Source organism: Streptomyces sp. NPDC047028 (assembly GCF_040644095.1).
Lineage (GTDB): Bacteria > Actinomycetota > Actinomycetes > Streptomycetales > Streptomycetaceae > Streptomyces.
Genome location: NZ_JBEYVS010000009.1, coordinates 147,072 through 164,047 on the forward strand (window position 1 = coordinate 147,072; position 16,976 = coordinate 164,047).

General features: G+C 71.3%; 19 protein-coding genes. 10 read left to right on the forward strand and 9 right to left on the reverse strand.

Annotation, left to right across the window (positions count from 1 at the left end):
* Nucleotides 1-182 precede the first annotated feature (182 nt).
* From ABZ854_RS11240 to ABZ854_RS11255, 4 genes are all read left to right on the forward strand, one after another.
* Entirely contained in the window at nt 183-782 is a 600-nt protein-coding gene (locus tag ABZ854_RS11240) for a 50S ribosomal protein L25/general stress protein Ctc (protein WP_361207722.1), read from the forward strand.
* 191 nt (nt 783-973) lie between these two features.
* Nucleotides 974-1,576 (forward strand): aminoacyl-tRNA hydrolase, encoded by a 603-nt coding sequence (gene pth / locus ABZ854_RS11245; protein ID WP_361207726.1) that lies wholly within the window; start codon nt 974-976, stop codon nt 1,574-1,576.
* A gap of 86 nt (nt 1,577-1,662) precedes the next feature.
* Nucleotides 1,663-2,154, forward strand: coding sequence for a hypothetical protein (locus ABZ854_RS11250; protein WP_361207729.1), 492 nt, complete (start codon nt 1,663-1,665; stop codon nt 2,152-2,154).
* Nucleotides 2,155-2,316: 162 nt separating this feature from the next.
* On the forward strand, nt 2,317-3,012 hold the full coding sequence (locus ABZ854_RS11255) for an LPXTG cell wall anchor domain-containing protein (protein WP_361207732.1): 696 nt from the start codon (nt 2,317-2,319) through the stop codon (nt 3,010-3,012).
* 76 nt (nt 3,013-3,088) lie between these two features.
* Here the strand turns inward: ABZ854_RS11255 and ppc are convergent, their stop codons facing one another.
* On the reverse strand, nt 3,089-5,821 hold the full coding sequence (gene ppc / locus ABZ854_RS11260) for a phosphoenolpyruvate carboxylase (protein ID WP_361207734.1): 2,733 nt from the start codon (nt 5,819-5,821) through the stop codon (nt 3,089-3,091).
* Nucleotides 5,822-6,124: 303 nt separating this feature from the next.
* Here ppc and ABZ854_RS11265 point away from each other — a divergent pair, with 303 nt between their 5' ends.
* Nucleotides 6,125-7,129, forward strand: coding sequence for a fatty acid desaturase (locus ABZ854_RS11265; RefSeq protein WP_361207868.1), 1,005 nt, complete (start codon nt 6,125-6,127; stop codon nt 7,127-7,129).
* Nucleotides 7,126-7,800 (forward strand): TetR/AcrR family transcriptional regulator, encoded by a 675-nt coding sequence (locus ABZ854_RS11270; protein ID WP_361207736.1) that lies wholly within the window; start codon nt 7,126-7,128, stop codon nt 7,798-7,800. Before ABZ854_RS11265 ends, ABZ854_RS11270 begins: the two co-directional genes overlap by 4 nt.
* A gap of 6 nt (nt 7,801-7,806) precedes the next feature.
* Here ABZ854_RS11270 and ABZ854_RS11275 read toward each other — a convergent pair whose 3' ends face one another.
* Nucleotides 7,807-8,169: a glyoxalase gene (locus ABZ854_RS11275; protein WP_361207739.1), complete on the reverse strand. Its 363-nt coding sequence runs from the start codon at nt 8,167-8,169 to the stop codon at nt 7,807-7,809.
* A 40-nt stretch (nt 8,170-8,209) separates the two neighbouring features.
* Entirely contained in the window at nt 8,210-9,025 is an 816-nt protein-coding gene (locus ABZ854_RS11280; protein WP_361207742.1) for a trans-aconitate 2-methyltransferase, read from the reverse strand.
* Between the two features lie 88 nt (nt 9,026-9,113).
* Here ABZ854_RS11280 and tamR point away from each other — a divergent pair, with 88 nt between their 5' ends.
* Nucleotides 9,114-9,611 carry a MarR family transcriptional regulator TamR gene (tamR, locus tag ABZ854_RS11285; RefSeq protein ID WP_361207745.1) on the forward strand — a complete coding sequence of 166 codons (498 nt, stop codon included), beginning with the start codon at nt 9,114-9,116 and terminating at the stop codon, nt 9,609-9,611.
* On the opposite strand, the gene ABZ854_RS11290 is transcribed toward tamR, so the two are convergent.
* Complete coding sequence (locus ABZ854_RS11290; RefSeq protein ID WP_361207748.1) at nt 9,570-10,388, reverse strand: response regulator transcription factor; 819 nt, start codon at nt 10,386-10,388, stop codon at nt 9,570-9,572. The two genes, tamR and ABZ854_RS11290, sit on opposite strands and share 42 nt — an antisense overlap.
* A 278-nt stretch (nt 10,389-10,666) precedes the next feature.
* On the opposite strand from ABZ854_RS11290, the gene ABZ854_RS11295 reads away from it, so the two are divergent.
* A complete protein-coding gene (locus tag ABZ854_RS11295) occupies nt 10,667-11,110 on the forward strand; it encodes a GNAT family N-acetyltransferase (RefSeq protein ID WP_361207751.1) in 444 nt (147 codons plus the stop codon).
* Between the two features lie 13 nt (nt 11,111-11,123).
* On the opposite strand, the gene ABZ854_RS11300 is transcribed toward ABZ854_RS11295, so the two are convergent.
* Both ABZ854_RS11300 and ABZ854_RS11305 read right to left on the reverse strand, forming a co-directional pair.
* Nucleotides 11,124-11,789, reverse strand: coding sequence for an adenosylcobinamide amidohydrolase (locus tag ABZ854_RS11300; protein ID WP_361207871.1), 666 nt, complete (start codon nt 11,787-11,789; stop codon nt 11,124-11,126).
* Between the two features lie 109 nt (nt 11,790-11,898).
* A complete protein-coding gene (locus ABZ854_RS11305; protein ID WP_361207754.1) occupies nt 11,899-12,531 on the reverse strand; it encodes a type III effector protein in 633 nt (210 codons plus the stop codon).
* Nucleotides 12,532-12,657: 126 nt separating this feature from the next.
* Here ABZ854_RS11305 and ABZ854_RS11310 point away from each other — a divergent pair, with 126 nt between their 5' ends.
* Together ABZ854_RS11310 and ABZ854_RS11315 are read left to right on the forward strand one after the other, a co-directional pair.
* Nucleotides 12,658-13,089 carry an Hsp20/alpha crystallin family protein gene (locus tag ABZ854_RS11310; protein WP_361207756.1) on the forward strand — a complete coding sequence of 144 codons (432 nt, stop codon included), beginning with the start codon at nt 12,658-12,660 and terminating at the stop codon, nt 13,087-13,089.
* 145 nt (nt 13,090-13,234) lie between these two features.
* Nucleotides 13,235-13,672, forward strand: coding sequence for a DUF2267 domain-containing protein (locus ABZ854_RS11315; protein ID WP_361207759.1), 438 nt, complete (start codon nt 13,235-13,237; stop codon nt 13,670-13,672).
* A gap of 54 nt (nt 13,673-13,726) precedes the next feature.
* Here ABZ854_RS11315 and galK read toward each other — a convergent pair whose 3' ends face one another.
* Genes galK through galT form a run of 3 tightly spaced genes read right to left on the reverse strand, consistent with a single transcriptional unit; the run spans nt 13,727 to nt 16,901 of the window.
* Nucleotides 13,727-14,881 (reverse strand): galactokinase, encoded by a 1,155-nt coding sequence (gene galK, locus ABZ854_RS11320; protein WP_361207762.1) that lies wholly within the window; start codon nt 14,879-14,881, stop codon nt 13,727-13,729.
* Nucleotides 14,881-15,843, reverse strand: coding sequence for a UDP-glucose 4-epimerase GalE (gene galE, locus ABZ854_RS11325; protein WP_361207765.1), 963 nt, complete (start codon nt 15,841-15,843; stop codon nt 14,881-14,883). The genes galK and galE overlap by 1 nt, the downstream gene beginning before the upstream one ends.
* The gene (gene galT, locus ABZ854_RS11330; RefSeq protein WP_361207768.1) at nt 15,840-16,901 is read right to left on the reverse strand and encodes a galactose-1-phosphate uridylyltransferase; all 1,062 of its coding nucleotides are present in this window, start codon (nt 16,899-16,901) and stop codon (nt 15,840-15,842) included. Before galT ends, galE begins: the two co-directional genes overlap by 4 nt.
* Nucleotides 16,902-16,976: the final 75 nt, after the last annotated feature.

Consider the following 16,976-nt stretch of genomic DNA (forward strand, 5'->3'; position numbering starts at 1 on the left):
TTTTGGGTACGGCCTTCCCGCCGAGTAGACTGCTGGAGTTGCTCGGCGAGGGAGGCCGTGCTCCGTTTCCGGCGGGTGCCGGTGCGGGGTGTGGTGGTCCGTTATCGACGCGCTCTTCGTAGCAGGCCGTTCGTGGCCGGGTGACCACGTCCGCCGACTAGTTCTACGAGGAGTTGATCCCCATGTCCGAGGTGAAGCTTTCCGCCGAGACCCGCACCGAGTTCGGCAAGGGTGCGGCCCGCCGTGTCCGCCGCGCCAGCAAGGTCCCCGCCGTGCTGTACGGCCACGGCACCGAGCCGCTGCACCTGACCCTGCCGGGTCACGACCTGCTGCTGGCGCTGCGTACGCCGAACGTCCTGATCTCCCTGGACATCGACGGCAAGGCCAACGAGCTGGCGATCCCGAAGGCCGTGCAGCGCGACCCGCTGAAGGGCTTCCTGGAGCACGTCGACCTGCTGCTGGTCAAGCGTGGCGAGAAGGTCAACGTCGAGATTCCGGTGCACACCGAGGGCGAGCTGGCCCCGGGTGGCAACCTGCTGGAGCACGTGCTGAACGCGCTGCCGGTCGAGGCCGAGGCGACGCATATCCCGGAGGCCGTGACGGTGTCCGTGGAGGGTCTGGAGGCGGGTGCCTCGATCCACGCGAAGGACATCACGCTGCCGTCGGGCGTCACGCTGGCCGTCGAGGAGGACGCGGTCGTCCTCCAGGTGCTCGCGGCGCAGGCCGAGGAGGCCGCCGAGGGTGAGGGTGAAGAGGTCGCCGAAGAGGTCGCCGAGGCGTAAGTCTCGTGGCCGCGGCGGTGCTGGGCGGCGTTTGACCGGCGCCCGGCGCTGTCGGCTGTGCCCACCCTCCCCCACCCTCGGCTTCGCTCGGGCGGGGGGACCCCCATCGCCCTGTGGAACGATTGCCCACAGCAGTTGTGGATCAGCCGCTGCTTCCTTCCCGGAGGCAGCGGCTGCCTTCGTGAGGAGTCGTGGACGTGAGTGCCCCCGTCAATGCACCCTGGCTGGTGGTCGGGCTCGGGAATCCCGGGCCGGAGTACGCCATGAACCGGCACAATGTCGGGTTCATGGTGGTGGATCTGCTCGCGGAGCGGATCGGGGGGAAGTTCAAGCGGGCCGGGAAGGCTCAGGCGCAGGTGCTGGAGGGGCGGATCGGTCCGGTGGGGCCGGCCAACCGGCGGGTGGTCCTGGCGAAGCCGATGTCGTACATGAACCTGTCGGGTGGGCCGGTGAACGCGCTGCGGGACTTCTACAAGGTGCCGCTCGGACAGGTCGTGGCCGTCCATGACGAGTTGGACATCGACTACGGCACGCTGCGGCTGAAGCTGGGTGGTGGCGACAACGGGCACAACGGGCTGAAGTCGATGACGAAGGCGATGGGCGCGGAGTACCACCGGGTGCGGTTCGGGATCGGTCGGCCGCCGGGGCGGATGCAGGTGGCGGACTTCGTGCTGAAGGACTTCGGTTCGGCCGAGCGCAAGGAGCTGGGCTATTTCGTGGACCGGGCGGCGGATGCGGTGGAGCGTCTGCTTGCGGAGGGGCTGGAGCGGGCGCAGAGCGCGTACAACTCCTGAGGTGTGTGCGTACAACTGCTGACTTGTCCTGTGATGGCGTCCACTGGAGTTGACCGGTCGTAGCGGTATGGCCAATGATCCCGGCCATGCCTGCCACAGCCATCCGTGCCCGCCAGGCGTCCGTCTCCGCGTTGCGGTGGGGGCGGGTGTCGGTGATGGGCGCGCTCGCCGTGCTGATTCTGTTCGCGGGGGTGTGGGGTTCCTGGGGGACCGCGCAGTACGTGATGCTGACGAAGGGGCGTGAGCGCGGCACCGTGAAGGTGGTGCGCTGTGCGGGGGACGGTTGTACGGGTGCGTTCCGGCCGGTGTCGGAGGGGGCGCGGGCGCGGGACCGGGTGGTGATCGACCAGGCGGTCGCGGTGCGCCGGGGGCGGACGTACGACGTGGTGGTGGAGCCGGGGACGGACCGGGTGGTGCGGTCGGGGCCGGCGGGGATCCTGTACGCGTGGGTGCCGTTGGGCGGTGCGCTGCTGCTGGCGTCGGTGGTGGTCGCGGGCGGTATGCGGCTGACCCGGGTGGCGTGGCTGCTGGCGGGTTCGGGGGCCGTGCTGCTGACGGGGACGTTCCTGGCCCTGTGAGGGTATGGGGTTTGGGCCGCTCTGCGGTGTTGGGCCGTTCTTCACGTTTGTGGGGGGTCTGGATGTTGCGTCTTCGTGATTGACCGAAGGTCAGTGGGCGCCGGAAGCTGAACCGCCCCCTCCACATCTTCCCCGTTCGCCACACGAAGATGGAACTGCCCCATGCGTACCCTCATCCGCGCCGGCGTGCTCGGCGTCGGCCTCTCGGCGGCGCTGCTGTGCGCGCCGGCCGCCCAGGCCGCTCCCCACGGTGACAACGGCACCGTGAAGATCCATGACGCGAAGACCGGCGAGGTGCCGCGCCGGAACGAGCCGCACGTGTGCACGTTCTATCTGGACGCGTTCGGTTTTGACGCGGTGCAGCAGGTGGACTGGCACATCGAGGCCTGGGCGCCGACGGCCCACACGAAGGGCGAGACCGTGAAGTCCGGTGCGATCACGCTGGACGGCGACGGTCACGGCCGTACGGCGGACCTGTCGCTGCCGGACGGGCACTACAAGCTGTTCTGGAACTTCGACGGGGAGAAGGGGTCCGCGAAGCACAAGGTGTTCTGGACGGACTGCTCCGGTTCGCAGGGCGGGGGCGGCGGTACGCCGTCGGGCAAGCCGTCCGGTTCGGCGCCTGCCTCGTCGTCGCCGTCGCCGTCGTCCTCCGCGCCGTCCTCGTCGTCGCCGGTGCCTTCCGCGTCGTCTTCGTCCCCGGGTGCGGCGCCGTCCGTGTCGCCGTCCGCGCCGGGTGGTGGGCTGGCCGAGACCGGTAACGGTGTTCCGGTGGGTCTGGTGTCGGGTGCCGCGGCGGTGCTGGTCGGTGCGGGCGGCTATCTGGTGGCCCGGCGCCGGAAGGCCGTGCGGGGCTGAACCGGCTGTAGCGCATGGGGGTGCCCCCGGGGTCGTACGACCTCGGGGGCACCCTTCGTGTGTCGTGGCCGGCGGATCAGCCGGTGTTGCGCAGGCCCGCTGCCACGCCGTTGACGGTGAGGAGGAGGGCGCGGGAGAGCAGCGGGTCGGGGTCCGCGCCTGCCGCGGCCTCGTCGCGCTGGCGCTTGAGGAGGGTGACCTGGAGGTAGGAGATCGGGTCGAGGTAGGCGTCGCGGATGGTGAAGGTCTGCTTGAGGACGGGCTGGGCGTCGAGGAGTTCCTTCTCGCCGGTGACGCGCAGGACTTCGCGGACGGTGAGTTCGTGTTCGGCCTTGATGGTGTCGAACACGTGCTTGAGTTCGTCGGGGACGAGGGTGTCGACGTAGTGCTGGGCGATCCGCAGGTCGGTCTTGGCGAGGGTCATCTCGACGTTGGAGATGAAGTTGCGGAAGAAGTGCCACTGTTCGTGCATCTCGGTGAGCACGGTGTCGAGGCCGGCTTCGCGGAGGGCCTTGAGGCCGGAACCGACGCCGTACCAGCCGGGGACGATCTGCCGGGACTGGGTCCAGCCGAACACCCAGGGGATGGCGCGCAGGCCGTCGAGGGAGACGCCCGAGCCGGGGCGGCGGGAGGGCCGTGAGCCGAGGTGCAGGTCGGCGAGCTGGTCGACCGGGGTGGAGGCGAGGAAGTAGGTCGGCAGGTCGGGGTCCTCGACGAGCCTGCGGTAGGCGCCGTGGGCGGCTTGGGAGGCGACGTCCATGGCGGCGTCCCAGCGGGCGAGGGCCTCGTCGGACTGGCGGGGTGCGGTGTGCAGGGCGGATGCCTGCAGGGTGGCTGCGACGGTCAGTTCGAGGTTTTCCCTGGCCAGGGACGGGATGAGGTACTTGTCGGAGATGACCTCGCCCTGTTCGGTGACCTTGATCTCGCCTTCGAGGGTGCCCCAGGGCTGGGCGAGGATGGCGTCGTGGGAGGGGCCGCCGCCGCGGCCGACGGTGCCGCCGCGGCCGTGGAAGAGGCGCAGGCGGACGCCGTAGCGGTGGGCGACGTCGCGGAGGCGGCGCTGGGCGCGGTGGATCTCCCACTGGCTGGTGGTGATGCCGCCGAACTTGGAGGAGTCGGAGTAGCCGAGCATGACCTCCTGGACGTCTCCGCGCAGGGCGACGAGGCGCCGGTAGGAGGGGTCGGAGAGCATCTCCTCCAGGATGGTGTCGGCGGCTCGGAGTTCGTCGGTGGTCTCCAGCAGGGGGACGATGCCGATCTTGGCCCAGCCGGCGTGGAGGTCGAGGAGGCCCGCCTCGCGGGCGAGGACGGCGGCGGCGAAGACGTCGTCGGCGCCCTGGCACATGGAGATGATGTAGGACTCGATGACTTCGGGGCCGAAGACGTCGAGGGCGCGCTTGATGGTCTCGAAGACGCCGAGGGTCTTCTGTCCGGCGGCGTCGACGGGCGCCGGGACGGGGGCGAGGGGCCTTCTGGAGCGGAGTTCCTTGGCGAGGAGCTTGGCCCGGTAGTCGCGGGGCATGTCGGCGTAGCGCCAGGATTCCTCGCCGAGGCGGTCGAACAGCTGACCGAGGGCGTGGTGGTGGGCGTCGGCGTGTTCGCGGACGTCCATGGTGGCGAGCTGGAGGCCGAAGGCGGCGAGGGTGCGGATGGTGCGGCCGAGGCGGCCGTCGGCGAAGAGGCCGCCGCGGTGTTCGCGCAGGGAGTTCTGCATGATCCGCAGGTCGGTGAGGAGCTCGGCGGTGCCAAGGTAGTCGTGGCCGTTCTCGTGGGGGGTGCCCTTGGCGAGCCGCTGCTTGGTGTTCTCCAGCTTCTGCCGGATGCAGGTGGCCTTGAGCCGGTAGGGCTCCTCGGCGTTGAGGCGCTTGTAGCGGGGGCTGATCTCGGGGAGGTTGTCGAGGTCGGCCTTGAGGGAGGTGAGGAGTTCCTCGGTGGCGCCGCTGTAGCGGATGGAGTTGGAGAGGTATCCGCGCAGTTCGTCGATCGTCTCCAGGGCGTCGTTGATGCCGTGTTCGTGCTGGAGGATGAGGATGTCCCAGGTGACCTGGGGGGTGACGTTGGGGTTGCCGTCGCGGTCGCCGCCGATCCAGGTGCCGAAGGTGAGGGGGCGGGTGGCGTCGGGGAGCCTGACGCCGACGCGCTCCAGTTCGGCGGTGAGGTCTTCCAGGACGTCTCCGACGGCTTCGGCGTGGAGTTCGTCGAGGTAGTAGATGGCGTTGCGGGCCTCGTCGGCGGGCTCGGGGCGGACGACGCGGAGTTCGTCGGTCTGCCAGACGAGGTCGATGTTCTCGGCGAGCCGGACGTCGTGGCGGCGGCGGTCGGATTCGAGGACGGGGGTGTCCAGGAGTGCGGCGATGCGGCGCAGCTTGTTGAGGACGGAGCGGCGTGCGGCCTCGGTGGGGTGGGCGGTGAAGACGGGGCGGACGTTGAGGTTGGCGACGCTCAGGCGCAGGTGCTCGGGGTCGGCGTCCTTGAGCCGGTCGGCGGTGCGGGAGAGCAGGCCGCCCTCGGCGGCGCGGCGGGCGCGCAGCTCGCGGCCGCGGTGGACCTGTTCGGTGACGTTGGCGAGGTGGAAGTAGGTGGAGAAGGCGCGGACCAGCTGGGCGGCGGTCTGCAGTTCGGTGCCGCGCAGCAGTTCGGCGGCGGCCTCGCCGTCCTCGCGGGTGAGGCGGCGGACCTTCTCGACCAGGTCGAGGAGCTCGGGGCCTTCCTGCCGTACGAGGGTCTCGCCGAGGAGGTCGCCCAGCCGGCGGATGTCGGCTCGCAGCTCGGTGCTGGTCGTGGTGGTCTGGTCGTCGGCACTGCTCACGGGTGCGGCTCCTTGCAGTGTGGAAGCTGGTCTGGAGGGAACCCGGGCGTTTGGCCGCACGGCGGGGTGCCGCATACCGGCCGGGGCGTCCGGGAAGGATTCAGAGCGGACCGCGCTGTCCGACCGACTTCAAGGATAGGTGTCCATGCGGACGCGCAGGCTGTGGGGCTCTTGCCGCGGGACGACTCGCTGCCATACTTACGACGCCGTAGGTTACGGAACCGTAGGGAAGTACCGCTCGCTTCCTGTCCGGTGCCGCAGACCGGGTATCTGTCTCAACCCTCGACCCCACAGGGGACGCGCATGACCTCTAGTTCCGATGTGATCGACGAAGCCCGCGAGGCCGCCGGCACAGCCGCATCCGCCACGCTGGGTGGTGAGAAGAAGCGTTCGATCGAGCAGATCGCGCTGCTGGTGTTCATCATCGTGCCGTTCGTGGCGCTGGTGGGGGCGGTGCCGCTGGCCTGGGGCTGGGGGGTGAGCTGGCTCGACCTGGGCCTGCTGGTGTTCTTCTACTTCCTGTCCTGCCACGGCGTGACGATCGGTTACCACCGGTATTTCACGCATGGTTCGTTCAAGGCGAAGCGGCCGTTGCGGATCGCGCTGGCGGTGATCGGGTCGATGGCGGTGGAGGGGCCGCTGGTGCGCTGGGTGGCGGATCATCGCCGGCACCACAAGTTCTCCGACGCGGAGGGCGACCCGCATTCGCCGTGGCGGTTCGGCGAGACGCTGCCGGCGCTGATGAAGGGCCTGTGGTGGGCGCATATCGCCTGGATGTTCGATGAGGAGCAGACTCCGCAGGACAAGTACGCGCCGGATCTGATCAAGGATCCGGCCATTCGGGCGGTCTCCCGGCAGTTCGTGCTGTGGACGGTGCTGTCCCTGGCGCTGCCGGGGCTGATCGGTGGCCTGGTGACGATGTCCTGGTGGGGGGCGTTCACCGGCTTCTTCTGGGGTTCACTCGTACGAGTGGCTTTGCTGCACCATGTGACGTGGTCGATCAACTCGATCTGCCATGCGGTGGGCAAGCGTCCGTTCAAGTCCCGGGACCGTTCGGGCAACGTGTGGTGGCTGGCGGTGCTGTCGTGCGGGGAGTCCTGGCACAACCTGCACCACGCGGACCCGACGTCGGCCCGGCACGGGGTGATGCGCGGGCAGATCGACTCCTCGGCCCGGTTCATCCGCTGGTTCGAGGTGGCCGGCTGGGCGTACGACGTGCGCTGGCCGTCACGCTCGCGTATCGATTCCCGCCGTAACACCGGGGAAGGCGGCTCCCGGCGCGGGAAGGAGACGGCCGAGGCGGCATGATTGACGCCGTGGCGACCGACTCCAGTACCTCCAGCAGCGAGAAACCGCGGCGCGCGCGCCGGACCCGTATGACCGGTGCCGAGCGCCGCCAGCAGTTGCTGGAGATCGGTCGCACGCTGTTCGCGGCGAAGGGTTTCGAGGGCACGTCGGTGGAGGAGATCGCGGCGAAGGCCGGGGTGTCCAAGCCGGTGGTGTACGAGCACTTCGGCGGCAAGGAGGGCCTGTACGCGGTCGTCGTGGACCGTGAGATGCGGCGGCTGCTGGACATGGTGACGTCCTCGCTGACCGCCGGGCATCCCCGGGAGCTGTGCGAGCAGGCGGCGTTCGCGCTGCTGGACTACATCGAGGAGTACACGGACGGTTTCCGCATCCTGGTCCGGGACTCCCCCATCCCGCAGTCGACGGGTTCCTTCGCGTCGCTGATCTCGGACATCGCGACCCAGGTGGAGGACATCCTGGGCCGCGAGTTCAAGAACCGCGGTTTCGACTCCAAGCTCGCCCCGCTGTACGCGCAGGCCCTGGTCGGCATGGTCGCGCTGACCGGGCAGTGGTGGCTGGACGTGCGCCGCCCGAAGAAGGCCGAGGTGGCGGCGCACCTGGTGAACCTGGCCTGGCACGGCCTGGACGGCCTGGAGCCCAAGCCGCGGCTGATAGGCCACCGGAAGGCGTAGGGCCCGTCAGGGGTTCGGCTCCAGGAACTCCAGGCGGTTGCCGATCGGGTCCTCGGAGTAGCAGCGCCGGTGGCCGGGGAGGTTGTCGTCCCAGATGACCGGCGCTCCGTGGGCGGCCAGCCGGGCCGCGAACGCCTCGATGCCGGTGACCCGGAGCCCGGGGTGTGCCTTCTTCGCCGGGTGGAAGTCCTCCTCGACGCCCAGGTGGAGCTGGACCGCCCCGGCCTGGAACCAGCAGCCGCCGCGGGCGGCGAGGACGGGCGGCTTGGGGATCTCCGTCATGCCGAGCGCGCCGGTGTAATAGGCGCGCAGGGTGTCCTCGGAGCCGGGTGGGGCGGCGAGCTGGACGTGGTCGAGTGCGGCGATCATGCTCAGTCCTCCTTGAGGGCGCTACGGCTCGGCGCGGCCGCTACTGCTTGGTGGCGACGGCGAACAGCCGGCGGAACGGGAGGACCGTGCCGTACGGCGTGGCCGGGTAGGCCTGGCGGAGCAGGTCCCGGTATTCGGTGAGGAAGGCGTCCCGGGCGTCGGGGTCGTCGGCGAGGACGGTGAGGGCGGGCCTGAGCCCGGTGCCCTTGACCCAGTCCAGGACGGGGTCCTCGCCGGTCAGGACGTGGTGATACGTCGTCTGCCACACGTCGGGCGTGCAGCCGAGGCGGGCGAGGTGGTCCAGGTAGACGCCGGGGGCCGGTACGGAGTCCGGGCGGCGCAGGACGTCGGCGAGGCGGCTTTTCCAGCGGGGAGTGGCGGCGAGTTCGCGCATCAGGGCGTGCAGGGGTGCGTCGATGTTGTCCGGCACCTGGAGGGCGAAGGTCCCGCCGGGTTTCAGGCCGGCGATCCAGTCGGGGAAGCGGTCGGTGTGGCCGGGCACCCACTGCAGGGTGGCGTTGGTGATGACCAGGTCGTACGACTCCGGTTCCGCGGGGGTCCAGGTGCGCAGGTCGGCGTGGGTGAAGTCGAGCCGCCCGGCACCGCTCGTGGGTCCCGCGTGGTCGACGTGCGCCTTGTCGAGCATCTCGGGCGAGTTGTCGTAGCCCGTGATGTGGGCGTCGGGCCAGCGTTCGGCGAGGAGGACGGTGACGTTGCCGGGGCCGCAGCCGAGGTCGGCGATGCGGGGGCGGGCCGCCGGCAGGGCGGGTACGCGGGCGAGGAGGTCGGTGAAGGGGCGGGCACGGTGACCGGCGTGGCGGAGGTACTGGCCGGGATCCCAGATCGGCGAGTTCATGATCCCACTGTCCCTCATTAATTCTCTCGACGTCAAGAGACTCGATATCAAGAGACTTCATGTCGACACAACCACTACACTGATCTCCATGGAGGACGAGGTCGATCGGCTGGTCGCAGCGTGGCGCCGGGAGCGCCCGGACCTCGACGTGGAGCCGCTCGAGGTGCTCAGCCGGGTGAGCAGGCTGGCCCGGCACCTGGACCGGGCGCGCCGGCTCGCGTTCGCCGAGCACCAGCTGGAGCCCTGGGAGTTCGACGTGCTGACCGCGCTCAGGCGCGCGGGAGCGCCGTATCAGCTCTCCCCCGGCCAGCTCCTGACCCAGACCCTGGTCACGTCGGGCACGATGACCAACCGCATCGACCGGCTGGCGAAGAAGGGCCTGGTGGAGCGGTTGCCGGACCCGAGTGACCGGCGCGGTGTGCTGGTCCGGCTGACGGACGCGGGGCGCGACCGCGCGGACCAGTCGCTGGCCGGCCTGCTCGCGCAGGAGCGGGCGATCCTCGCCGAGCTGTCGCGCGCCCAGCGTGCGGAACTGGCGGGGCTGCTACGCCAGTTGACCGCCCCGTTCGACAACATCCCGGGCTAGGCCCTGTCCCAGGGTCTCCAGCTCCACCGGGCCGACCCCGGCCCTCCTGGCCAGGGCCACGGCGGCGAGGGTGGAGTGGACGCCCAGCTTGCCGAGGACGTTCTGCATATGGGTGCGGACGGTGTGCGGGGACAGGAACAGCCGTTCGGCGACGGCCTTCCTGCCGAGCCCGGCGACCATGCAGCGCAGCACTTCCCGTTCCCTGGGCGTGAGGGACTGCACCAGGCGCTCGCTCTCGGTGCGGTGTTTGCGCGCGGCCGTGAGTTCCTTCAGGACGCCGGTGAGCAGGGCGGGCGGCAGATGGGTCTCGTCGCGCAGGACACCCCGGATCACGGTCAGCAGCCGGGACAGCGAGCAGTCCTTGGCGACCCAGCCGCACGCCCCGGCCTGCAGCGCGAGGGCGGCGCGCCGGGGGTCGTCCTTCTCGGCGAGGACCACGATCCGCACCCCCGGTTGGGCGGTTCTGACCCCCGCGACCAGGGAGATCCCGTCGACCAGGCCGTCCTCGTCGCCCGCCTGCACCGGCACGGCCGGCCGGGTGCCGGGCAGCCCGATGCCGGACAAGCCGGTGCCGGGCAGCCGGCCGCCCAGGTCGGCGTCGACGAGCAGGACGTCGTAGCGGCGGCCCTCGCCGGCGGCGCGCTCCATGCAGCGCAGCGCGGCCGGGCCGCTGCCGGCGGCGGACACGTCGACGTCGGGCTCGGCGGCCAGGGCGGCGGCGAGCGACTCGGCGAAGATGCGGTGGTCGTCGACGACCAGGACTCGGATACGAACCACGAAACCCCCTTCCCCCGTGCTCCTCGCGGAGCGGGGGACGATCAAGGTCCCAGAAGGCGACGGCGTCGCGCGGTCACGGCCTCTCGGAGAGGAGCGCGCGCACCGCACGGCAACCACCGTGCGGACACCTCTACCCCCACCGCGGGCGCCGTACCCGCCCGGTTCGCCCCTGAACGGCACCGGCCCCCCGCCGACACCGTTTCTCAGCTTACGGACGGTGCGCGAGAGGGGAAGGCAAAGTGCAGAACTGGCTGCCAGAGGCGTTTATCGTGTGCCGCATGTTTCGTATCGAGGCGGAAGTCGACAAGGCGAGGCGCGATCTTCTCCGTTCCCGGCTGCGGGACACCAATACGGCGGCCTCCCCGGTCCTGGCGGCCCTGCGCGGAACCCCGGGCGAACACGAATCGCCCCTCCACGTGTGGGCGATGACCGAGACCGGGGCCCTGGCCGGCGGCCTGGTCGGCCACACCTGGACGACCTGGCTGCACGTCACCTACCTCTGGGTGGCCGCCCCCCACCGCGACGCCGGCCTCGGCAGCCGCCTGCTGCGCAGGGCGGAACACCTCGCCCGCACCGAGCGCGGCTGCACCCACTCCCGCCTGGAGACCTGGGACTTCCAGGCCCCGGAGTTCTACCGCCGGCACGGCTACAAGGTGGTCTGCGCCATCCCGGACTACCCGCCGGGGATCACCGAGTACACCCTGGTGAAGCCGCTCCCCTGACGCGGCCGGCCCCTCAGGCCCCGGCGTCGATCGCGGACCGCACGGCCCCGTGCACCGCACGGGCCAGCCGGGCGCCCCACAGCGACCGGGGCCCCGCGAAGGCGTGCACCTCGTCGCCGGGCGCCGGAACCCGGGCGGCGACGCACACCGCGTCCGTCGGCGTGCCGGAACAGTCGTGACCGGAGTCGAGCAGGGCCTGCACCTTGGCCTCGGTGGCCGTGGTCGCGGCGTTGACCAGGGCGGCGTCGGTGAGCGGCACGGGGACCCGTACGACGAGGTTGATCGTGCCCGGCCTCCCGGGACCTTCGCTGCCCTCCACGGGGGAGGCGGCCCACCCCCGCACCCCTACCCCGGCGGTGACCAGTGCCTCCGCGCCCCCGTCGGCCGCGTACCCGTACCGCGCCACATCGGCGGCGGTCATCAACCCGACCCCCGGCCCGGCCAGCCCGGCGTCAGCGGCGAGTTCGGCGAGATGCCGCTCCGGATCGGTGCGCCGGTAACCGTGGGACACCTGGGCGTTGAGCACCCAGCCCCGCTGCCCGATCCCCCCGCCCAGCACAGCGCTGCTCACCATCCGCCACCCCGGCCCCGGCACCCACACCAGCGCCCCCAGCCGCTCCCCGTCCTCGCACCGGGTCAGCTGCCGCACCGAATCCAGCCCGGTGACCGCGCCGGCCAATGGAACGACGACGGCCACCGCTCCCCCCTCCCCATCCTGGACACCGCCCGATCGTATGCGCCGCGTCTCGTGGGCATCCCCCCGCCCTGGGCCCGCCGTTTCCAGTGGTTCAGGGCGGGGGGAGGGTGTCGAGGCGGGCGGTGAGGTCAGGATGCGCGCCGGCCAGGTGGGGGCGGATGGCGGTCAGGGGTTCGAGGAGGACGGCGGGGTCGTCGTGGGCGAGAGCCACGTCGAGCCTGTCGAGCGGACGGCGGGCCGCGGCGGGCAGGTCGGAGAGCGCGCTGATCTGTCCGGCGAGGCGCCGCAGGACGGCGGCGTTGGCGCGGGCCCAGGTGGCGGTGGTGCGCTCGGCGGCCCGGGCCTGACGGGTGGCCGTCACCCGTTGCTCGCCGGTGGTCCCGGCGGGGCCGGGGCGGCCGCGCAGATAGCGGCGCTCGGCCGCCTGGCGGCTGGCGACGCCCAGGGGACGGGCGAGATCCGCCCAGCTGGCTCCCGCGTCGCGGGCGGTTTCGATCAGGCCGGTCTCCCATCCGGCGAGCCGCTCGCGCACCTGCCGCAGCAGCATCAGGGAGGCCAGCGCCTGATCGGCCCCGGGATCTGGGTCCTCGGAGGTGGCCGTCGCGTCTCGCTGGGCCTCGCGCAGGGCGTCGTCGATGGCGTGGAGTGCCGCCGCCGCGGCGAGGAACGAGGCCGGACTGTGCGCGTTCGCGCCGGTCGCGGGCGGTTGGTCGGCTGCGGTCACGGACACCTCCTCCATGTTGTCATCGCGTTGACGACATCGTGTTTGTCATCCATTGGATGACATGTTACAACGGTGGCGTAAGGCGCATTGGCAGCAACTGCCTGAACCGCTGGAGGTGTTTTCCCGATGTTGATGCGCACTGACCCCTTCCGTGAGCTGGACCGGCTGGCACAGCAGCTGATGGGCCCGGGCACGTGGTCCCGCCCGTCGGCGATGCCGATGGACGCCTACCGCGAGGGCGACGAGTACGTGGTGGCCTTCGACCTGCCCGGCGTCCCCGCCGACGCGATCGACATCGACGTCGAGCGGAACATGCTCATCGTCAGGGCCGAGCGCCGGCCGGTGACGAAGGCCGAGGACGTGCAGATGGAGCTGTCCGAGCGGCCGCTGGGTGTCTTCTCCCGCCAGATCGTGCTCGCCGACACCCTCGACACCGAGCGGATCCAGGCCGACTACGAGGCGGGCGTGCTCACGCTGCGCATCCCGATCGCCGAGCGCGCCAAGCCCCGCAAGATCTCCGTCGGAGTCGGCTCCGGCCGCAAGGAGATTTCCGGCTGACACCGGCCGGACGCGTGCGGAGGGCGGGCAACCGCGTCTCCCCCTCGCCCCGCTCTCCGCACCGCGTGGGCAGTCCGCCCAAGAAGCATCCCATCGAGCACCCGGTGCCCGAACACGGGCCACAGGGAGAAGGGCAAGCACGTCAGTGATCTCCGACCGGCACGCACCGCACCCGCAGCCGTACGGGACGGCGTACGAACAGATGCTGGAGCAGGTCCGCTACGAAGGCGCCTACCCCACCCGCGAGCGGGCCGACGAAGCCGTCCGCCTGGTCCTCGCGGGACTCGGACGCCAGTTGACCGGCGACGAACGCGTCGATCTCGCCGCCCGTCTGCCCCTGGAGGCGGCCCGCGTCCTCACCGCGCAGATCCCCGACACCCGGCCCCTGACCGGCTGGGCGTTCGTCAAGGACCTCGCCACCCGGGCCGGCGCCTCCCTGGCCACCACCCGCTGGGACACGGGATCCGTCTTCTCCGCCGTCTCCGCCCACGCCGGCCCCGACCTCGTCACCCTCATCCTCGGCCAACTCCCCCCGGGCTACGCCCTCCTGTTCGGTCGCGCCGAACTCGCCCCCGCCGCCTAGCCGACCACCGGGGCCGCCCGGGCGCGGCCCCGCACCGTGCCGGCCGTACGCTCCTCAGCCCAGCCGCCGCGCCCCCGCCGAAGGCACCGCCTCGAAGACACGGGGCGCCTTGTACCCCGCTGCCGTGAAGGCCTCTTCGACCGCCTTGGTGATCAGGGGGACGTCGGGCTCGGGGGTGAGGACGATCGCTGAGCCGCCGAAGCCGCCGCCGGTCATGCGGGCGCCGAGGGCGCCGGCGGTGAGGGCCGTGTCGACGGTGAGGTCCAGCTCCGGGCAGGAGACGCGGAAGTCGTCGCGGAGGGAGGCGTGGCCCTCGGTGAGGATCGGGCCGATGGCCCGGGGGTCGCCGGAGCGGAGGAGGGAGACGGTCCGTTCCACCCGGTGGTTCTCGGTGACGACGTGTCGGACCAGGCGGGTGAGCTCCGGCTCGTCGGCCAGGCGGGACAGGGCCGGGGTGAGGTCCGTGTGCGGGATGTCGCGCAGGGCGTGCACGCCGAGGAGGCTCGCGGCCCTCTCGCAGCCGGCGCGGCGCTTGCCGTATTCGCCGCCGCTGTGGGCGTGGGTGACCTGGGTGTCGACGACCAGCAGGCGCAGGCCCGCGGCGGCCAGGTCGAAGGGGATCTGCTGCTGGGAGAGGTCCCGGGTGTCGAGGAACAGGGCGTGGCCCGGCTCGCAGCAGGCGGAGGCGGTCTGGTCCATGATGCCCGTGGGGGCGCCTACGTAGATGTTCTCCGCTCGCTGGCAGAGGCGGGCCAACTGGCTGCCGGGCACGGCGAGTTCGTAGAGGTCGTTCAGGGCCAGCGCGGTCACCACCTCGACGGCCGCCGAGGAGGACAGGCCCGCGCCGGTGGGGACCGTGGAGGACAGGTGGATGTCGGCGCCGGTCACGGCGTGGCCGGCCTCGCGCAGGGCCCAGATGACCCCGGCGGGGTAGGCGGTCCAGGTCGCGTCCGTGCCGGGGGCAAGGGTGTCGAGGTGGAGTTCGGTGACTCCGGCGTCGATGTCCGCCGAGTGCAGGCGTACGACGCCGTCCGTGCGGCGGGAGACGGCGGCGGTCGCCCGGTGCGGCAGGGCGAACGGCATGACGAAACCGTCGTTGTAGTCGGTGTGTTCGCCGATCAGGTTGACCCGGCCCGGCGCCGCCCAGACGCCCTCGGGCGCCGAACCGTACAGCTCGCTGAAGCGAACACCGACTTGCTGCGCGCCCATTAGTGCTCCCTCGTGTTGTGCCGGGTGAACTCCCAGGCGTCGGCGACGATTTCCTTGAGGTCCGCGCGGGACGGGGTCCAGCCGAGCCGCTCGCGGGCCGTGTCCGCCGAGGCGACCAGGACCGCCGGGTCGCCGGGCCGGCGCGGGGCGATCACCTCAGGGATCGGGTGGCCGGTGACCTCGCGGACCGTTTCGACGACCTCGCGGACGGAGAAGCCGTTGCCGTTGCCGAGGTTGCAGATGAGGTGTGTGCCCGGTGCGGCGGCGTCGAGGGCCAGCAGGTGGGCCTCGGCGAGGTCGGCGACGTGGATGTAGTCGCGGACGCAGGTGCCGTCGGGGGTCGGGTAGTCGTCGCCGTAGACGGAGATCGACGCGCGGCGGCCCTGGGCGACCTGGAGGACCAGCGGGATGAGGTGGGACTCGGGGTCGTGCCGTTCGCCGCAGCGGCCGTAGGCGCCCGCCACGTTGAAGTAGCGCAGCGACACCGCGGCCAGGCCGTGGGCGTGTGCCTCGCTGGTGATCATGTGGTCGACGGCGAGCTTGGTGGCGCCGTAGGGGCTGGTGGGGCGCGTAGGGGCGGTCTCGGCGATGGGGCTCTGCTCGGGTTCGCCGTACGTCGCGGCCGTGGAGGAGAAGACGAGGCGGCCGATGCCCGCCTCGCGCATCGCGGCGATGAGGGCCAGGCTGCCGCCGACGTTGTTCTCCCAGTACTTCTCCGGCTTCGTCACCGACTCGCCGACCTGCGAGAACGCGGCGAAGTGCAGGACGCCGTCGTAGGAGGCGTCGAGCCACTTGGCGGCGTCGCGGATGTCGCCCTCGATGAACGCGGCCCCGGCGGGCACGCCCTCGCGGAAGCCGGTGGAGAGGTTGTCGAGGACGGTCACCTCGTGGCCGGCCTCCAGCAGGTGCTGGGCCACGACCCCGCCGACGTAACCCGCGCCACCCGTCACCAGGTACTTCATGAACTCGCTACCTCTCGCAGTCGCTCGGCCGCGCGCTCCGGCGGCACGTCGTTGATGAACACGCTCATGCCGGACTCGGAACCCGCGAGAAACTTCAGCTTGCCGGAAGTACGGCGGATGGTGAAAAGCTCGAGGTGGAGCGCGAAGTCGTCGCGGCTCACCCCGTCGAACTCCTCCAGCGCGCCGAACGGGGCCTGGTGCCAGGCCGCGATGTACGGCGTCGGAGACTCACCGGTGCCGAAGATCCGGTCGAAGCGCCTCAAGAGTTCCAGATAGATCTGGGGGAATTCTGTGCGTGCCGCCTCGTCGAGAGCGAGGAGGTCGGGGACCCGCCGCCTCGGGTACAGGTGGACCTCGTACGGCCAGTGCGCCGCGTACGGCACGAACGCCACCCAGTGTTCACCCGCAAGGACGACCCGCTCACCGGCGAGTTCCCGTTCCAGGACGGTGTCGAAGAGGTTCGCGCCGCCAGTCGCCTCCTGGTGCGCGGCGAGCGAGCGGAGCATGAGGGCGGTGCGCGGGGTGGTGAAGGGGTAACCGTAGATCTGGCCGTGCGGATGACCGAGGGTGACGCCGATCTCGGCGCCCCGGTTCTCGAAGCAGAACACCTGCTCGACGGAGGGCAGATGGGACAGCTCGGCGGTGCGGTCGGTCCAGGCGTCCAGGACCAGGCCGGCCTGTTCCTCGCTGAGGTCGGCGAAGGACGCGTCGTGGTCGGAGGTGAAGCAGACGACCTCGCAGCGGCCGGAGTCCCCGGCGAGCGAGGGGAAGCGGTTCTCGAAGACGACGACGTCGTACGACGGTTCCGGGATCTCGCTGAGCCGCTCGCCCCGGGTGGGACACAGCGGGCACTCGTCGGCCGGGGGGTGGTAGATCCGGCCCTGGCGGTGCGAGGCGACGGCGATCGAGTCATCGAGCAGCACGTCCCGGCGGACCTCGGAGGTGGTGACCGTACGGTCCAGCGGGCGCCGGTCCACCGTGTCGCGCACGGTGTCGTCCCGCAGGTCGTAGTAGATCAGCTCACGGCCGTCGGCCAGCCGCGTCGAGGTCTTCTTCACCGGGACTCCTTGTTCAGCACACCGCTCGCCGGGATCCGAGAGGGATCCGAGAGGTGTGTCCGCACCCAATCACTC